Annotated in this window: 16 protein-coding genes; 4 read left to right on the top strand and 12 right to left on the bottom strand. The window is 44.1% G+C overall.

The window, feature by feature from the left end; genetic code table 11:
- Window positions 1-332: 332 nt before the first annotated feature.
- The 8 genes from ACYQ0Y_RS08170 to ACYQ0Y_RS08135 all read right to left on the bottom strand — a co-directional run bounded on the left by ACYQ0Y_RS08170 (window position 333) and on the right by ACYQ0Y_RS08135 (window position 5,905).
- The gene (locus ACYQ0Y_RS08170) at window positions 333-986 is read right to left on the bottom strand and encodes an amino acid ABC transporter permease (RefSeq protein ID WP_407883175.1); all 654 of its coding nucleotides are present in this window, start codon (window positions 984-986) and stop codon (window positions 333-335) included.
- An 11-nt stretch (window positions 987-997) separates the two neighbouring features.
- Complete coding sequence (locus ACYQ0Y_RS08165; protein ID WP_407883173.1) at window positions 998-1,636, bottom strand: amino acid ABC transporter permease; 639 nt, start codon at window positions 1,634-1,636, stop codon at window positions 998-1,000.
- The gene (locus ACYQ0Y_RS08160) at window positions 1,636-2,466 is read right to left on the bottom strand and encodes a glutamate ABC transporter substrate-binding protein (RefSeq protein WP_407883171.1); all 831 of its coding nucleotides are present in this window, start codon (window positions 2,464-2,466) and stop codon (window positions 1,636-1,638) included. Before ACYQ0Y_RS08160 ends, ACYQ0Y_RS08165 begins: the two co-directional genes overlap by 1 nt.
- Before the next feature lie 17 nt (window positions 2,467-2,483).
- Window positions 2,484-3,221, bottom strand: a complete 738-nt coding sequence (locus ACYQ0Y_RS08155; protein WP_407883169.1) for an amino acid ABC transporter ATP-binding protein — start codon at window positions 3,219-3,221, stop codon at window positions 2,484-2,486.
- A gap of 158 nt (window positions 3,222-3,379) precedes the next feature.
- Window positions 3,380-4,261: a DUF6681 family protein gene (locus ACYQ0Y_RS08150; RefSeq protein ID WP_407883167.1), complete on the bottom strand. Its 882-nt coding sequence runs from the start codon at window positions 4,259-4,261 to the stop codon at window positions 3,380-3,382.
- Window positions 4,262-4,308: 47 nt separating this feature from the next.
- Window positions 4,309-4,722: a hypothetical protein gene (locus ACYQ0Y_RS08145; protein ID WP_407883165.1), complete on the bottom strand. Its 414-nt coding sequence runs from the start codon at window positions 4,720-4,722 to the stop codon at window positions 4,309-4,311.
- 103 nt (window positions 4,723-4,825) lie between these two features.
- Complete coding sequence (locus tag ACYQ0Y_RS08140; RefSeq protein WP_407883164.1) at window positions 4,826-5,269, bottom strand: Fur family transcriptional regulator; 444 nt, start codon at window positions 5,267-5,269, stop codon at window positions 4,826-4,828.
- 75 nt (window positions 5,270-5,344) lie between these two features.
- Entirely contained in the window at window positions 5,345-5,905 is a 561-nt protein-coding gene (locus ACYQ0Y_RS08135; RefSeq protein ID WP_407883162.1) for a guanylate kinase, read from the bottom strand.
- A gap of 628 nt (window positions 5,906-6,533) precedes the next feature.
- Here ACYQ0Y_RS08135 and ACYQ0Y_RS08130 point away from each other — a divergent pair.
- The 4 genes from ACYQ0Y_RS08130 (at window position 6,534) to ACYQ0Y_RS08115 (ending at window position 11,553) form a co-directional block, all read left to right on the top strand.
- Window positions 6,534-7,916, top strand: a complete 1,383-nt coding sequence (locus ACYQ0Y_RS08130; RefSeq protein WP_407883160.1) for an APC family permease — start codon at window positions 6,534-6,536, stop codon at window positions 7,914-7,916.
- Between the two features lie 227 nt (window positions 7,917-8,143).
- Window positions 8,144-8,893 carry a WxL domain-containing protein gene (locus tag ACYQ0Y_RS08125; RefSeq protein ID WP_407883158.1) on the top strand — a complete coding sequence of 250 codons (750 nt, stop codon included), beginning with the start codon at window positions 8,144-8,146 and terminating at the stop codon, window positions 8,891-8,893.
- Window positions 8,894-9,007: 114 nt separating this feature from the next.
- Window positions 9,008-10,024: a WxLIP family cell surface protein gene (locus ACYQ0Y_RS08120; protein WP_407883156.1), complete on the top strand. Its 1,017-nt coding sequence runs from the start codon at window positions 9,008-9,010 to the stop codon at window positions 10,022-10,024.
- A gap of 11 nt (window positions 10,025-10,035) precedes the next feature.
- Window positions 10,036-11,553, top strand: a complete 1,518-nt coding sequence (locus ACYQ0Y_RS08115; protein ID WP_407883154.1) for an Ig-like domain-containing protein — start codon at window positions 10,036-10,038, stop codon at window positions 11,551-11,553.
- Between the two features lie 100 nt (window positions 11,554-11,653).
- Here ACYQ0Y_RS08115 and ACYQ0Y_RS08110 read toward each other — a convergent pair whose 3' ends face one another.
- From ACYQ0Y_RS08110 to ACYQ0Y_RS08095, 4 genes are read right to left on the bottom strand one after another with little or no spacing between them, the layout of a single operon-like run.
- A complete protein-coding gene (locus tag ACYQ0Y_RS08110) occupies window positions 11,654-12,733 on the bottom strand; it encodes an ABC transporter substrate-binding protein (protein ID WP_407883152.1) in 1,080 nt (359 codons plus the stop codon).
- On the bottom strand, window positions 12,730-13,554 hold the full coding sequence (locus tag ACYQ0Y_RS08105; RefSeq protein ID WP_407883150.1) for an ABC transporter permease: 825 nt from the start codon (window positions 13,552-13,554) through the stop codon (window positions 12,730-12,732). Before ACYQ0Y_RS08105 ends, ACYQ0Y_RS08110 begins: the two co-directional genes overlap by 4 nt.
- Window positions 13,544-14,362 carry an ABC transporter permease gene (locus ACYQ0Y_RS08100; protein ID WP_407883148.1) on the bottom strand — a complete coding sequence of 273 codons (819 nt, stop codon included), beginning with the start codon at window positions 14,360-14,362 and terminating at the stop codon, window positions 13,544-13,546. The genes ACYQ0Y_RS08105 and ACYQ0Y_RS08100 overlap by 11 nt, the downstream gene beginning before the upstream one ends.
- Complete coding sequence (locus tag ACYQ0Y_RS08095) at window positions 14,359-15,459, bottom strand: ABC transporter ATP-binding protein (protein ID WP_407883146.1); 1,101 nt, start codon at window positions 15,457-15,459, stop codon at window positions 14,359-14,361. Before ACYQ0Y_RS08095 ends, ACYQ0Y_RS08100 begins: the two co-directional genes overlap by 4 nt.
- Window positions 15,460-15,606: the final 147 nt, after the last annotated feature.

Raw genomic sequence — 15,606 nt, 5'->3', positions numbered from 1 at the left:
TTAAAGACCAGGGTCGCGACTTTTATGGAGCGAATTACTGTTATTCACTTCCGATGTAGCTTGCCGACCCCTAACATTCTGTCACCAAAACTTTACACTAACAGTCGGGGATAAAATTAACAACTGTCCGTATGTGTGATCAGCAATGACATCCAAAAACCATGTTTACTACATCAACTGCCAAAAAAGGATTAGCAAACGTCTCTGCTAATCCTAAAATATGGCTATCGCGATAATTTCACGGCTTTGCAGACTGGACCTACTCATCTTAAGTGCAATGTTGCAATCACTTAAGCAGTTGTTCGTCAATTGATCCTCGTTAAGCTTGAAAGCTACGCCATTCGCCGGTCGATATAATTGGCGACAACGGATAAACCATAACAAACCACAAAGTACATCACCGCTAATGCAAGGAACATCGGAATGATGTAATTAGCGTTTTGCCCGTAAATAATCTGCGCATGGAACGTCAAATCTGGCAATACGATGATCGTGGCCAACGATGTATCCTTAATCAAGGAAATAAATTGACTGACCAAAGCCGGAATCATTTTCTTGTAAGCTTGTGGTAAAAGAATGTGTCGCAATGCTTGCCAATAGGTCAACCCATTGGCTCTAGCGCCCTCCATTTGACCAGTTGGAACAGCTTGAATCCCCGAACGAATAATCTCAGCCAGCATGGACGATTCAAAGATCGTCATCGCTAAAATAGTGGCAGGAATAATTTCTGGTTTAAAGCCAAAGTTAGGCAAACCAAAGTAGGTAAAGAAGATAATCAACAATAGTGGCAAATTACGGATCACATCGATCACAAATCCCACAATTGCAGATAAGTACTTGATTTTAGTGTAACGAATAATCCCTAATAGTGAACCAACGATGAAGCTTAAAATGACAGAAATGACTGATACTTCAACGGTTACCCAAAGCCCTTCAAGTAGGTAGCGTAAGTTGATCCATGAATATGCATCGATAAATGATTTCATCGGCTTGCCCCCTACGCTAAGCGTTTTTCTAGATGACGCATGTAATAACTGATTGGCATCGTAATAAACAGATATATCACACCGACAACCATGTAACTATTAATCGTGTCAAATGTCGTTGAAGCAATGTTATTGGCCTGATACATTAAATCAAAGCCAGCTACGAAGGCTAAAACGGATGAATTTTTCACTAAGTTAACAAACTGATTCCCCAATGGCGGAATGACTAACCGAAAGGCTTGGGGCAAGACAACATAACGCATGGCCTGCCAAAAAGTAAGCCCGTTAGCCCGCGCACCTTCCATCTGCCCGGAGTCAACTGACTGAATGCCAGAACGGACCGTTTCAGCAATAAAAGCCGATGTATAAATCGTTAATCCGATTGTACCAGCCGTGAAACCATTTACTTTTACAATATACATCGGAATGACCAAGTAAAAGAAACTCGTGATGACCAACAATGGAATATTACGGAAAACTTCGACGTAAATTCGGGCAATGACTCGAGCTGACTTGCTTTCGGTCACTTGCATAATCGCAAACAAGGAGCCAATGATTAGGCTAAAAAACAGTGCCAAAATGCTTGACAGCAATGTCCAGCCCAGACCAGTAAGAAGTTCGTTCCAGTGCGAAGTTAAAATATTAGCCATTATCGCTCCAACTCCTTGTAGTTAAATCCGGGCACATTCCCGAACCACTTTTTGATCAACGCATTGTATTCGCCATCGGCCTGCATCTCTTTGATAGCCTTATTAATCTCGCGAACAAATGGACGTTGCCCTTTGTTGACCGCGACCCCATATGGTTCTTTGGTAAAGGTCCCGCCAACAACTTTAAATCCAGGATTTTGGACTGCCATTCCATAAAGGATCCCATTATCGGTTGTTAAAGCTTGCCCTTGACCGGCTTTGAGTGAAGTCAATGCCTGCGCGTAGTCTTGTAATTCCAAGACGCGGGCTTTGGGTGCATACTTTTTAATATTTTGAACTGAATTCGCACCAACTACTCCTAACACGGTCATGCCCGGCTTATTTAGATCCCGTACATTCTTGATGTCACTGCCATTAGGCACTAAAAGTGACTGGCCAGCATCAAAATATGAATTGGAAAAATCAACGATTTTCGCCCGTTCAGGCGTAATCGTCATCGTCGCAATGATGGCGTCAATGTTACCATTTTTTAATAGCGGAATCCGAGATTGGGAAGTGACTTGAATAAACTTCGCTTGTCCCTTAGTTCCTAGAATATGTTTGGTGATGTGCTTGGCCATATCAACGTCAAAACCTTTAATCTGGTTATCACGCACATCCATTAAACCAAATAATTTTGTATCAGCCTTCACGCCCCACGTGATTTCATTGGAATGACGATCCAGTTGCAGAATGTCTTTTTGGGCCAACGATTGGCCACACCCGCTCAGACTAACCAGCAACAAACAGAGTGCTGCGGTAAGGGTCGCAAGTTTAAATCGTCTCCTCATGCGTGTCCCCTCCTCAACTAGTGGTTAATAATCTTGCTCAAGAATTGCCGAGCCCGTTCTTCTCGTGGATGATCAAAGAAAGCTTGTGTTTCATCGTCTTCCAAAATTTGTCCATCAGCCATGAAGATAACTCGATTGGCCACTTCACGAGCAAAACCCATTTCATGCGTTACCACTAACATCGTCATACTCGAGTCATTGGCAATCGTCTTCATAACCCCCAACACATCGTCGATCATTTCTGGGTCTAACGCTGAAGTTGGTTCATCAAAGATCAATGCTTTAGGCTGCATCGCTAGTGACCGGGCGATCGCGACCCGTTGCGCTTGTCCCCCAGAAATTTCGGCCGGCATATTGTCTGCTTTGTTAGCTAGACCAACCTGATCCAAGAGCTCCATGGCCAATTTTTTATTTTCAGCTTCATTCTTATGTAACACAATCCGCGGTGCTAACATAATGTTTTCCAGCACGGTTTTATTTTCGTACAAATTAAAATGCTGAAACACCATGCCCACATTCTTACGAATCCGGTTTAAATCCGTTTTTGGATTTGCTAAATCTTGGCCGTTAACGATTAATTGACCACTTTGAATGCGTTCCAGTCCATTAATCGTCCGTGACAAAGTACTCTTCCCGGAACCTGATGGTCCAATCAGCACCACCGTTTCACCAGCTTCAATTGTTAAATTGATGTCCTTTAACGCATGAAAGTCACCGTAGTACTTTTGTACGTCGTGAAATTCAATCATTGACATAATCGGTCCCTCACCCTCAAATATTCTCAATCCTTGGTACTTTCAATGCTTTCACAAGCCGTGTTATTAGTTTAGTCCAAAAGAAGAGGACGTGTCAAAAGGCGACTCGCCTAATTCACGTCCTCGACTAGTTTAATCTTAAGACTATTTTTGCTGCATTAGTGAAATTCTTGCTCGTTACTTGGTGAACCTGTCGCGACTTCATGAAAATTTGCAGCATCTGTCCCGGTTTTCTTCTCTGAAAACGCGACTTCTACTTTAATCGTGTATGGAAGTTGCCGTTCAATCGTGCCTGAACGACCAGCCGTTTTCGCTAAACCACCTTGTAAAACTGCGCTTGCAATGAACAGGTCAAACCGTTGTTGTGCTTGATTAATATCCGACAACCCTACTCGCGTAATTCGGCCGACTGGCAGAGCGGTCATTTGGTTGAGCCCAGCGTAAACTAACAGGTGACCAGCCTCAGATTTGAGGATTGCAAATGGCAATGGAACGCCTTCGCCAATCGCAAATACTGGCTGGTTGCGCGCTGTCGCGGCAGTTAATACTTCCTGATCCGATTGCCCCTCGTAATCCTGTGGTAAAAGGTTGGCATCGTTGAATTGGGCCGCAATCGTCGCTAAATTTTTATGCTGAGCGCCATTCACCGTCACTTTGGCGGGAATAACTTGTTTGTTATCATATAAGCCTGTGGCAGGCGCAAATCGATCCAATTGATCGCGTTGTGTCAATTTATCTTCCTGTTGTTTAAGCCGTTCATCGCCCAACACCTTGGCGATCCGTTCTGACGGGTCCAAAGGGAATCGGCGTTTGAGAAAATAAAAGAAAAAATTGACCGCCGTACAATACATCAAGAATAAAAAGACGAGAATTAACAGTGCACCACGAATATGGCCGCCGTTTTGAATGAAACGAACCCCAATATACAGTAGGTACCAATCACCCAGAAATCCCAGAATTGTATAAATTCGTCCTTTTAACTTCGTATTGACGTTAAAATAACCTAAAAAATGGTTGGCCATGTCTAACAATGATAGCATCTATTCACCTTCTTTGATTGATCTGGCTGATGATTAACGAACGGCCCTCACTGCCCTGTCGTCGTCTGATTATCAGTTGAAGATTGTTGATTTGACTCTTGATTTGCTGGTTTACTCTGACTCGTGGAATTGGCAACACTACTGCTATTCGTTGTGCTTGAAGCATTCGTCTGATCATCATCCGTTGGTTTTGCACTAGAATTTTCTGTCGATGTATCATTACTTGAACGATCCGTGGCCGAATTGGTCGAAGTCTTCTGTTCCGAATTACTTGAAACACTTGTTGAACGTTCACTAACCGAGGGGCTACTCGAGCTAGTGGAATTGTCACTTGTGCGAACGGTTGGGGCCCCCTCTGAAGTATTTGTCACCCGATTGACCACAATATTGGTCGCTGAAAGCGCCAAGATAATCGAGACCACGGCGACCGGTGTAATAAACGGTGGAATTCGATGATCCATAAAAACACCTTCCTTTTCAATCACATCTTCACTGGGTTTTAGTATAAACAAAGACCGCCAATAGTCGTGATTGGCGGTCGTGATTTAGATGTAAATTAAGATTTCAACTCGCTTGTTCGGCGGAACAAGCAGCGCAAAGGCCATAGATCTCAAAGCGATGGCCTTCAATTTGTGCGCCAGGAAGTTGGTTTTCAAAAAAGCTCATATCCAATGGACACATTTCTAATTCCGTGACTCGTCCACACCGCCGACAAACAAAGTGGTGATGATGCATATGTGCAAAATCACACTGAAATTTCACGCGCGCCTGATCCCCATCAACTTGCTGTTCGACCAAGCCCAAATCAACGAACTCTTTGATGTTTCGATAAATTGTAGCATGACTCATACCTGGATATAGTTGCCGCATATAGGCATCTAACGCGGTTACATTCGTATAATAATCCGGTTGTTCAGACAAAAAGGTCAACATTGTGCGACGCTGTTTAGTGATTTTAAAATGGTTTTTTTGTAAAACCGTCACGGCTTCTGTCACATGATCAGTCATGGGCGTCCCTCCCCATTTAAATAGTAACTGTTACCATTAACAGTGTACCAGATTTCAACCTAAAAAGCAGCTACCTTAGTTGGCAATAGCCGCTGTCACAATATCATCAATCTTCACCTTAGTCGTCGCCAAATTGTCATTCACTATCACGTGTGCCACGTTCTTTAAAGCTGACGGTAATGTGAGATCGCGCCGGTATTCAGGGCTGTCCAAACGTTCCTTAAGCATCATGCTATCATCGCCACGCTTCGTCATCCGATCAATGAGATCGGCATCTTGACTGACCGTTAAAAAGATAATCACAGCTTCTTCCCCGAGCTGTTCGGCGTACGTTACCGCTCCCTTCGTATCCAATACAATCGTAATGTATGGATTACTTTCAAAGGCTGCGTCAAGGCCTTCATGAGAAGAGCCATAGCGGTAACCTGCATAAGCAACTTGTTCTAAATAATGATTCTGATCAAATGATTCATCATTTTCAAAATAATAGTCGACCCCATTCATTTCACCCTTGCGTGGGGGCCGCGTTGTGTGTGTGATGACCTTGGGCATATGATAATAATCCCGCAAGTAATCACTAACTGTGGTTTTGCCAGTACCAGTCGCGCCGGTAATGACAAAGACACGCTTTTTCATGTTGTTCCTCCGTTTTTCTCATTAACAGCTTTTAATCATACACCATCCTGAGATTCTTTTGAACTGATCCGAAAATGGAATCTTCGAGTTAGGTCGGCCACTGTAAAAATTGGCATTGCAAAGTGTAGTCTCATCTTCGTCTTGATTTATAAGTCGCCATGGTCCTTCAGTAATAGCCTGCCACAAACTCATGCATTTGTGGCAAAAAGATGATGCCTAGCCGATCGAGTTCAGGTTGGTCGTCAGTGAACAACATTGTAAAAAGTTTAATCTGACATAGTCTAAAATCGTTTTCCTGTTGACTTTGAATTCAAAAAACCGTATATTGATTAACATTAAATGAGATTTATTCTCATACTCCGAGGTAATCAACATGGAAAAAACGCATCTAACTCACAACATGAACATGGCGTTTAGTCTGTTTGGATAGTGCTTGCGCCAGTCAATGGACGTAAGCACGGTAAACTTCCGGTTTACGTCCAGACGACTTATTTTTCAATGTTGAAACTGCCGTTTGGATGAAAAGGACTTTTCTTTCAACCAAACGGTATTTTTGTGTCCGATTAAAATTTAAGGATCAAGCCTACCCGCGGTTGTAAGCACGCATAGACTACGCTGAGGTGATCATATGACAATTTTAGAAAAAATGCGCCAGAAGGAACCATTAACGAACTACTTAGATGCCGATCGACGCTTAGTTAAATCAATGTCGGCCCGTGATTTAATTGCCTTAGGCATCGGTGCTGTCATCGGGACAGGGATTTTTATTTTACCTGGTACTGTCGCCGCCACCAAGGCCGGTCCAGCCATCATCTTGTCCTTTATTGTGGCTGCAATTGTCTGTGGACTGGCCGCCATGTGCTACGCCGAATTTTCGTCGGTACTCCCAATTGCAGGCTCAGCTTATTCCTATGGCAATGTTATTTACGGACAATTTATCGGCTGGCTATTGGGCTGGGCACTCGTGCTTGAATACATGTTATCAGTCGCCGCCGTATCAACCGGTTGGGCCGCTTACTTCAATGCTTTACTTAATGGCTTCGGTCTTCATCTTCCCCATGTGATCACCGGCTCTTTTGATCCGCATCACGGTACTTATGTCAATTTGGTTGCTGTTCTGATCATCTTAATTGTGGCTTGGCTCCTTCATCGAGGGATGAGCACGTCAACGCGGGTCCAAAACGTGATGGTTGTCATCAAAATTATCATTATTTTAGTCTTTGTCCTCGTCGGCTTATTTTATGTTAAGCCTGCCCACTGGCGTCCGTTCTTTCCATACCATGGCGGTGTTTTGGCCGGTGCTTCGGCTGTATTCTTTGCCTTTTTAGGATTTGACGTCGTCGCCGCTTCAGCAGCTGAAGTTAAAAATCCCAAGCGCAACATGCCCATTGGAATTATCGGGACTTTGGTTGTCGCCTCCCTTTTGTACATCGCGGTATCGATTGTTTTAACTGGTATCATTTCATACCGTGACCTAAATGTTGCTGACCCTGTTGCGTTTGCTTTACAAAAAGTTGGTCAAAATTGGGGCGCTGGTCTCGTCTCATTGGGCGCTTTAGCCGGTATGTTTACGATGATGCTTGCGATGATTTACTCATCGTCACGATTAGTCTATGCCATTGGTCGTGACGGCTTATTGCCAAAAAAGTTGAGTCATATCAATGCCCAAACTGGTACGCCAACTAATAGCTTAGTAACGATCACCACGATTATTGCCCTCATGGGTGGCTTAATTCCTCTCGACCAATTGACTAATTTGGTTAACATCGGGACGCTTATCGCCTTTACCTTCGTTTCATTTGGGGTCATCCCGTTACGACACCGTCAAGACATCAACCACGATCATGGATTTAAAGTGCCGTGGTACCCTGTCTTACCAATTGTTTCTGGGCTCACCTGTCTGCTACTCTTGGGACAGTTACCACGAGAAACTTGGCTTGCTTCGGCAATTTGGTTCACTCTAGGAATTGTTTTGTATTTCACTTATGGGATGCGTCACAGTCGTAACTAAAAAATTAATATGACCTATTGTGCTGTTCGACAAGGAATAAAGTCCTTTGTCTAGCCGGTTTCAATAAACCTATTTAAATAGTTTACTCGTAATATGATATTTTAATTAAAATGAGCGTATTGTGTAATGATTAACTAGCTATATATGTAACCCGTTTTACAATTTTTATGGTATTATTATGTCTAGTAAATTTCACACAAGTTATCTAGGTTAGAGGGAGAGACAACATGTCTAAGTCAAAATTATGGTTCAGTTCCGCAATGATGGTGCTTACCTTAGGACTATTGCCAGTCACCGCAGTTAACGCCCAGACTCATGGACCAGGCACTAGCGACAATAACATTAGTTCGACAAAAGTGGGCGAAGGTTTCATTTCAACTGGATCTGATGCTAATTCACAGGCTCAAGCTCGGTCTACGGCAGAGTTTAACGTTCAAGGTGGCGATTTAACATTGGATAGCGTGCCTGACTTTCAATTTGGCAGCGTCAAGACCAGCGCCATTATTACTGGTGATCAAACACTTCACTTGAGTGATAACAACGTTTCAAAGAATGCGGCTAATTTGGACGGTAATAACACTGGTCACTTATCCATCACCGATTACACCGGTTCTAACAACGGTTGGCATGTTGTTGGCGCACTTGGTCAGTTCAAAAACACCACGACTAGCGGTGCTGTTATTGATCAAGCAACCCTTGCCTTATCACCATCGACGGCTACCAGTGACAACAGCCAGACTGCCCAGGCTAACAAAACGACTTTGACAGCTAGTGCTACCGATACGAATTGGGGGACTGATGCCCAAGCAATCTGGACAGCAGCAGCTAACCAAGGTCAAGGGCAGAACACGACCACTTATGTAGATACAAATAACACGTTAACGATTGGTAAACAGACCAATATTGCGGCTGGTACCTACCAAGCAACCCTTTATTGGGCATTACAAAACGTTCCAACTGCTCCGGCGGCGAACTAGTTTATCTTTTAAACGACGACATCATTCGATTGGTCGCCCTACGAAGTCCGTTTTGTCGGTAGCGACAGAACGGACTTTTTATCACGACCCTCGCTTATTTAAGAAAGAGATATTATGACAAACAAGCGTCACTTCTATTTATCATCACTCTTACTAACATTGAGCTTTCTCCTATTCGGTTATGTATCCATGGCCCCAGCGGTTGCAGCTACGCCGGATTCGGGAGCTGGCTTTACGATCAGTCCCCAATTTCCGGCCAACCAAAATTCGCAAACGACAGGCTACTTCGACTTAACCGTCGCGCCAAAAGACACGCAAGAGATCACCGTCAACGTAATCAATACGACTGATCACGCACGAAAACTGCGCGTCCAACCGACAGATGCATGGACTGGCGACAATGGTTTGGTCAACTACACGCCGAATCCGAAAAAGCGACCAGAAACGAAGACGTCCTTTACTAAATTGACTAGTCGCGGAGTCACCGTTGATTTAAACGCTCATGAAGGCAAACCGGTCACTTTCACGACTAAGGTGCCTGCACAAGGTTTTTCTGGACAGATTCTCGGAGGAATTTTTGTGACTGACCCGGCGGTAACTAAAACGACCGGTAAACAAAATTTCAAAATCAATAACCGTTACGCCATGATTATTGGGGTCCTATTGCATCAAGCTAACCGAGCTAAAGTCACTCCCGATTTAAAATTAGCCTCGGTCACCGGCAGTCAAAAGAACCAACGGGCCACAATCTTGGCTACGCTTAAAAATCCACGTCCAGTTTTGTTTGGTAAAATGACGATTCATGCCAAAGTAACCGGCCAAATGCGAACCACGACAACTTTGAAAAACTATGAAGTAGCGCCTAATAGTCGTTTTAACGCTGCCATCGATCTCGGCGAGCGTAAACTCCAGCCTGGTCGCTATCATCTTGACCTAACCGCGAAGTCTGGTCGACACACTTGGCATTTCAAACGCAATTTTACAGTAACAAAAAAGGCGGCAAATCAGGCCAATGAACACATCAAAGTTAAGCAAAACTGGTTATGGTTGTGGATTACACTTGGCGTCTTGGCTGCCGGATTACTCTTGTTTGGTGGTTATTGGCTGGGTCGACGTCGACAAAGAAAGTGAAGGTGATCAACTTGAAACATTTACGATGCCTGATCACGATTTTTTCACTCCTGCTTGGTTCCGCCGGCGCGTTGATGACTGAATCAATTACACCAATCCAAGCTGACAGTTCCTACCCGACTAATGGCACGCCAAGCGGACCACCGTTTCAATTCTTGGGTGGCTATTTAGTCGGGGGCTTTTCCCAACAACCTGCCGACATAAATACAATCTCCGACCAATCCTACAGTCTCACTGTTAATGGCAATCGCGGCTTCTTTGACCCGCTATTTTTGAATAACATCACGTGGTACGAATATGGTGACAATCACAAATGGACCCAGGTCAATCAGACTAACTTGCTGCCAGCTACCTTGACGACTTCAACGCATGTAACCCAAGTGACCACCCGCTATTACCAAGCAGCCCTCAACTACTCTGGATTTTTATCAAGCAAAACATTCTGGTCACAAACAGCTAAGGTCACGATTTCACCACAAGCCGTCAGTGCCACTGATATTAGTGTCGATGCGGCTTCTGATACCTTGCCAAATGGAAATTCAATCAATATGCAGGCCATCTTAACGCCGAGTAATGCTACTGACAAAGTAACCTGGTCTATCGATAACTCAAGTATCGCGTCAATTGATGCCAACGTGGGTACACTGACCGCCAATAGTGATACAAAAAAGTATGGACCAGTTAAAGTCACCGCCACAACAGCCAATGGCCTTTCTGCCAGTAAACAAATGTATGTCGGTGCTTTACAAGACACCGTGGTGCCTGAAGGCCAGACCGCGACGTTTTCGGTTAAGGGCTTTCCAACTGGCAGTTCCATCATCGATTGGCATCAGGTTACTCCTGACGGCACAGATACGATTGCCACCAATCAGCCAAATATATCCGCAGGAACCGGCACGAATCAATTAAAGAATGGCATCTTGACCATTAAAAACACCACCTACGCCCAAAATGACTATCGTTACTACGCTGACATTCAACTTCCTGATGGCAGTCAAAAAGCGACCACGAATTCAGCAACTTTGGAAGTCATCAAAGGTCAAGACCTTTCGTTAGATGCCGTCCCCAATTTTGTTTTTCGTAAATCTGATCAAACGCCGCTGTCAATTAGTGACATCGCTAAGGGCACGACACTGACCGCCTCCAAGACGGTCGACGTCAAGAATCAGACTGGCAATTATGATGGAAATGATCGTAACGCACTGTTTGTCTATGACCCGCGGCCAGCCAGTTCCGGTTGGCGTTTATCAGCTTCCATGTCACCGTTTACCAACTCCCAGACTGGTCAAATTTTCGGTGGTCATGGCGGGCTTGCCACGCTGACGATGATTGACACCACCGGACAAGCGGTTGGCCAATTAGTTGATAATCAAACGAATACGCTCATCAAATCAAATAGTAAGCCAAATCTAACTGCGGATGCCGATCTGAGTCCTAGTACATTAACCCTTCAACCCACGAGTTTGGTCACACCAGGCCAGTATGACGCTACCATCTACTGGACTTTAGCCAACGTGCCAAATCCTTAATAGCCAAAAACGATGAACATCTGACCAAATCTGATCAGACGTTCATCGTTTTTTAACTGCCACCTTTTCTCAATTGACTCAGGCAAAATTGTAGCAAAGATTATTTTCTAAACATCTTAAATTGAAGAAACAAGTCATTGTATACGCCAGTTTCTCGAACACCCAGGTCTTGATAGACCTGGGTCTTTTTTAAGACCTGAGCACTCGGATAAAATTGTTGATCATTTCGAATGGAAGCTGGTAATAATTGTTCAGCCGCTTGATTAGCCGTTGAATAACCAACGTACAAGGCATTCTGCTTCGCATTCTCCGGCCGGTTCATGAAATTGATAAACGCATAGGCGGCTTTCAAATGTTTGGCTGTTTTCGGAATCACTAGGCTATCAATCCATAAGTTAGTGCCCTCAGATGGAATCACATAGTGAAGATGCTCATTATTACTAATCATTTCCGCAGCATTGCCAGAGTAAGTCACCGCTAAAGGCGCTTCATTTTGTTCCATGTACATCATAATCTCGTCATCCAACACTGCTTTGACGTTCGGCGTTAATAAATTCAGCTTGGCTTCGGCAGCGTTTAGCTCGGCTTGGTTATGCGTATTGACGGAATGTCCCTGTGCAATCAATGCCATCCCCAAAATATCTCGTGAAGAGTCAACGAGCATGACACTATCTTTATATTGCGGTCGCCACAAATCATTCCAGGTCGTGATTTCGCCGGGCTTAACGTACTTATCATTATAGACGATCCCTAATGTACCCCAGAAATAAGGGACCGAGTATTGATTGTGCGGATCGAACGCTAAGTTCTTAAATTGCGGTGCCACGTCATTCATTCCCTTGATTCGTTTGGGGTCAAGGCGTTTAAGCAGATGATCAGCCTTCATTCGTTGCACCATATACTCGCTAGGCACCGTCAGATCGTAGCTAGTACCACCCTGCTTAATTTTCGTAAACATAGATTCATTGCTATCAAACGTTTGATAAGAGACGTGATAGCCTGTTTCTCGTTCAAATTTGGTAATCAATGCTGGATCAATGTAATCGCCCCAATTGTATAAATTGAGGACATTATTCCCCGCCCCGGTAACACCTTCGACCTTCTGTAAATGACGGGCTGTTAAACCTAAGCCCAGACTAATCGCCAAAATTAAAACCACTAAGCTAACTAATCGTTTCATTTAATCACCGCCTCCACTTCCTGGCGGTTCTTAGCTTTGCGACCTTGATTATAACGATCCAAGAAGTAATAGCCAGCGATGAGCACTAACGAAACCATGAACCATAAGGCTGACAACGCATTGATTTCTAAATCAACCCCTTGCCGAGCCCGCGAATAAATTTCCACGGATAACGTGGAAAAGCCATTTCCGGTGACGAAAAAGGTGACCGCAAAGTCATCAAGTGAATACGTGATTGCCATGAAAAATCCAGAGAAGATCCCTGGCATAATTGCTGGCAAGATGACGCGCGTTAGCGTTTGCCAACTATTGGCACCCAGATCAGCAGCCGCATCGATCATTGACGCATTCATTTCATTTAACTTCGGCAAAACCAGCAAGACAACAATGGGAATGGAAAAGGCGATGTGGCTAAGTAAAACGGAAAAAAAGCCCAATTGGAGGCCAAGCATAGTGAAAAAGATTAAGAAGCTGGCTCCGATGATCACGTCTGGTGAGACCATCAAAATGTTATTAAGTGACAAAACCGCTTGTCGAACTGAACGGTGCCGTGTCTCATAAATACCCAGCGCCCCCGCCGTCCCAATAACAGTTGCACACAGCGATGACAATAAGGCCACAATCAACGTATCTAAGACAATCTGTAGTAGGCGTGGATCATGAAACAAGGTCTGATAATGAGCAAACGTAAAGCCGTGATAGTTACTCATCGTATTGCCTTGGCTGAAGGAATAGACCACCAGAAATAGAATCGGGGCATACAAAATGATAAAGACGACCACCAGATAAAGTTTGGACCAACCCCCCAGTTTATTTTGCATGACGGGACCTCCCTCTTGGTTTCCGTTCACCCGTCACCAACATCGTGATGACCATTGCGACAATCAGAATCACCCCGATGGTCGAACCCATCCCCCAATTTTGCGTCACGAGGAAATGTTGTTCGATTGCAGTACCTAAGGTGATCACGCGATTTCCGCCGATCAGTCGAGTAATCATGAAAAGTGAAAGCGACGGAATAAAGACCGACTGAACACCCGCTTTAACTCCATCTAAAGTGAGCGGAAAGATCACCCGACTAAAGGTTTGCCAACCGCTAGCCCCCAGATCACGACTCGCATTGACGTATGAGGGACTGAGCTGAGCGATGGCGTTATAGATCGGCAAAATCATGAATGGAATTTCAATATATGTCGCAACAAATAAGAAGCTTGCATCTGTGAATAGGAGTTGCTTGGGACCAATCCCAATGAAAGTCAAAAAATCATCAACTGAACCGCTGCGCGACAACAACCCGATAAAGGCATATGTCTTTAGCAACAAGTTAATCCATGTTGGCAAAATAATGAGCAATAGCCACAGCTGTTTATGTTTCAATTGATTCAATAAATACGCAGTCGGGTAACTAATTGCCAATGTAATGACGGTAATCAAAAAAGCATACCACACGGAATTAAAGGTCATCTTTAGATAGACCCCGGAATGAAAATAGTCTGCATAATTGCTTAATGTCGCGTGCCCGCTGATGTTAAAAAAGGATTGATAAACAATCAACACGACCGGTGCAATGACAAACAGACCAATCCACAATCCATAGGGAATGTAATAAAAGGCTTTGTTCTGTCTCACCGATCAGATTCCTCCCCTTCATAAGTTTCCAGCCGAGCGTCAAAGTCTGCTTCAGATTCATTAAAGCGCATGACATGGATATCCTCTGGATCAAAATACAGGCCAACTTGAGCGCCAATCTCTGTTTGATGAATTGACTGCACCCGCCAAGTATTACCGGTGGCATCTTGGCCAGTAATTTCAAAAAAGACCCCGCGGAATAGTTGTGTGGCCACGGTAATCGTGAGTTTTCCCTGATCAACGGTCGTAATATCCAAATCTTCTGGCCGGATGACGACCTCGACAGGTTCGTTGGGGCGCATCCCCGCGTCGACACATTCAAACTCGGCATCGGCAAAACTAACCCGATAGTCGCGAACCATGTGCCCACGGACAATGTTACTTTCGCCAATAAAGTCGGCTACGAAGTGATTGATCGGCTCATCATAGATATCCACCGGGGTGCCCGTTTGCAAAATTTGGCCCGCATTCATGACAAATATTTCATCACTCATGGCTAAAGCTTCTTCTTGATCATGCGTCACAAAAATAAACGTGATCCCTAAGCGTTGCTGAAGCGCGCGCAATTCATACTGCATCTCTTTACGTAATTTCATGTCTAAAGCTGACAACGGTTCATCAAGCAACAACACATCTGGTTCATTTACAATAGCCCGGGCAATTGCCACCCGCTGTTGTTGCCCACCAGAAATTTCATTAATCTCTCGATCTTCATACCCGGATAGCTGAACCATTTTCAGTGCATCCAACACCCGCGTTTTAATTTCAGCTTTGGGTACCTTACGTAAGCTAAGGGGAAAAGCGACATTATCAAAGACGTTAAGATGTGGGAACAAAGCATAATCCTGAAAAACAGTATTAACTTTCCGTTTATTGGCAGGAACCTCATTAATCCGTTTCCCGTCAAAATCCACTTCTCCGCTGGTCGCATCAGTAAAACCAGCAATGATTCGCAAAATTGTGGTTTTTCCACAGCCAGAAGGGCCTAAAAGGGTGTAAAACTTTCCTTGTTCAATTTCAAAATTAATCCCCTTAAGAACTTCTGTATCTCCGTAACGTTTCACAATATCCTTAAATTCAATAATGGTTGCTGCCAATACGCAAGTCCTCCATCATCCTTAAATCGGCGTACGTACGCCGTTTTCATCCAGTTCCATAGTAACCGAAACTAGCCCAAATAACTAGCATTCTCATCAAGCTTAAATGGGTTCATGCTAAAACATTTACTAATTTTTACCTCATCA

The sequence above is a fragment of the Furfurilactobacillus curtus genome, from assembly GCF_054657915.1.
The sequence above is the reverse complement of the archived record's forward strand: the minus strand, read 5'-3'. Positions and strand labels throughout refer to the sequence as shown.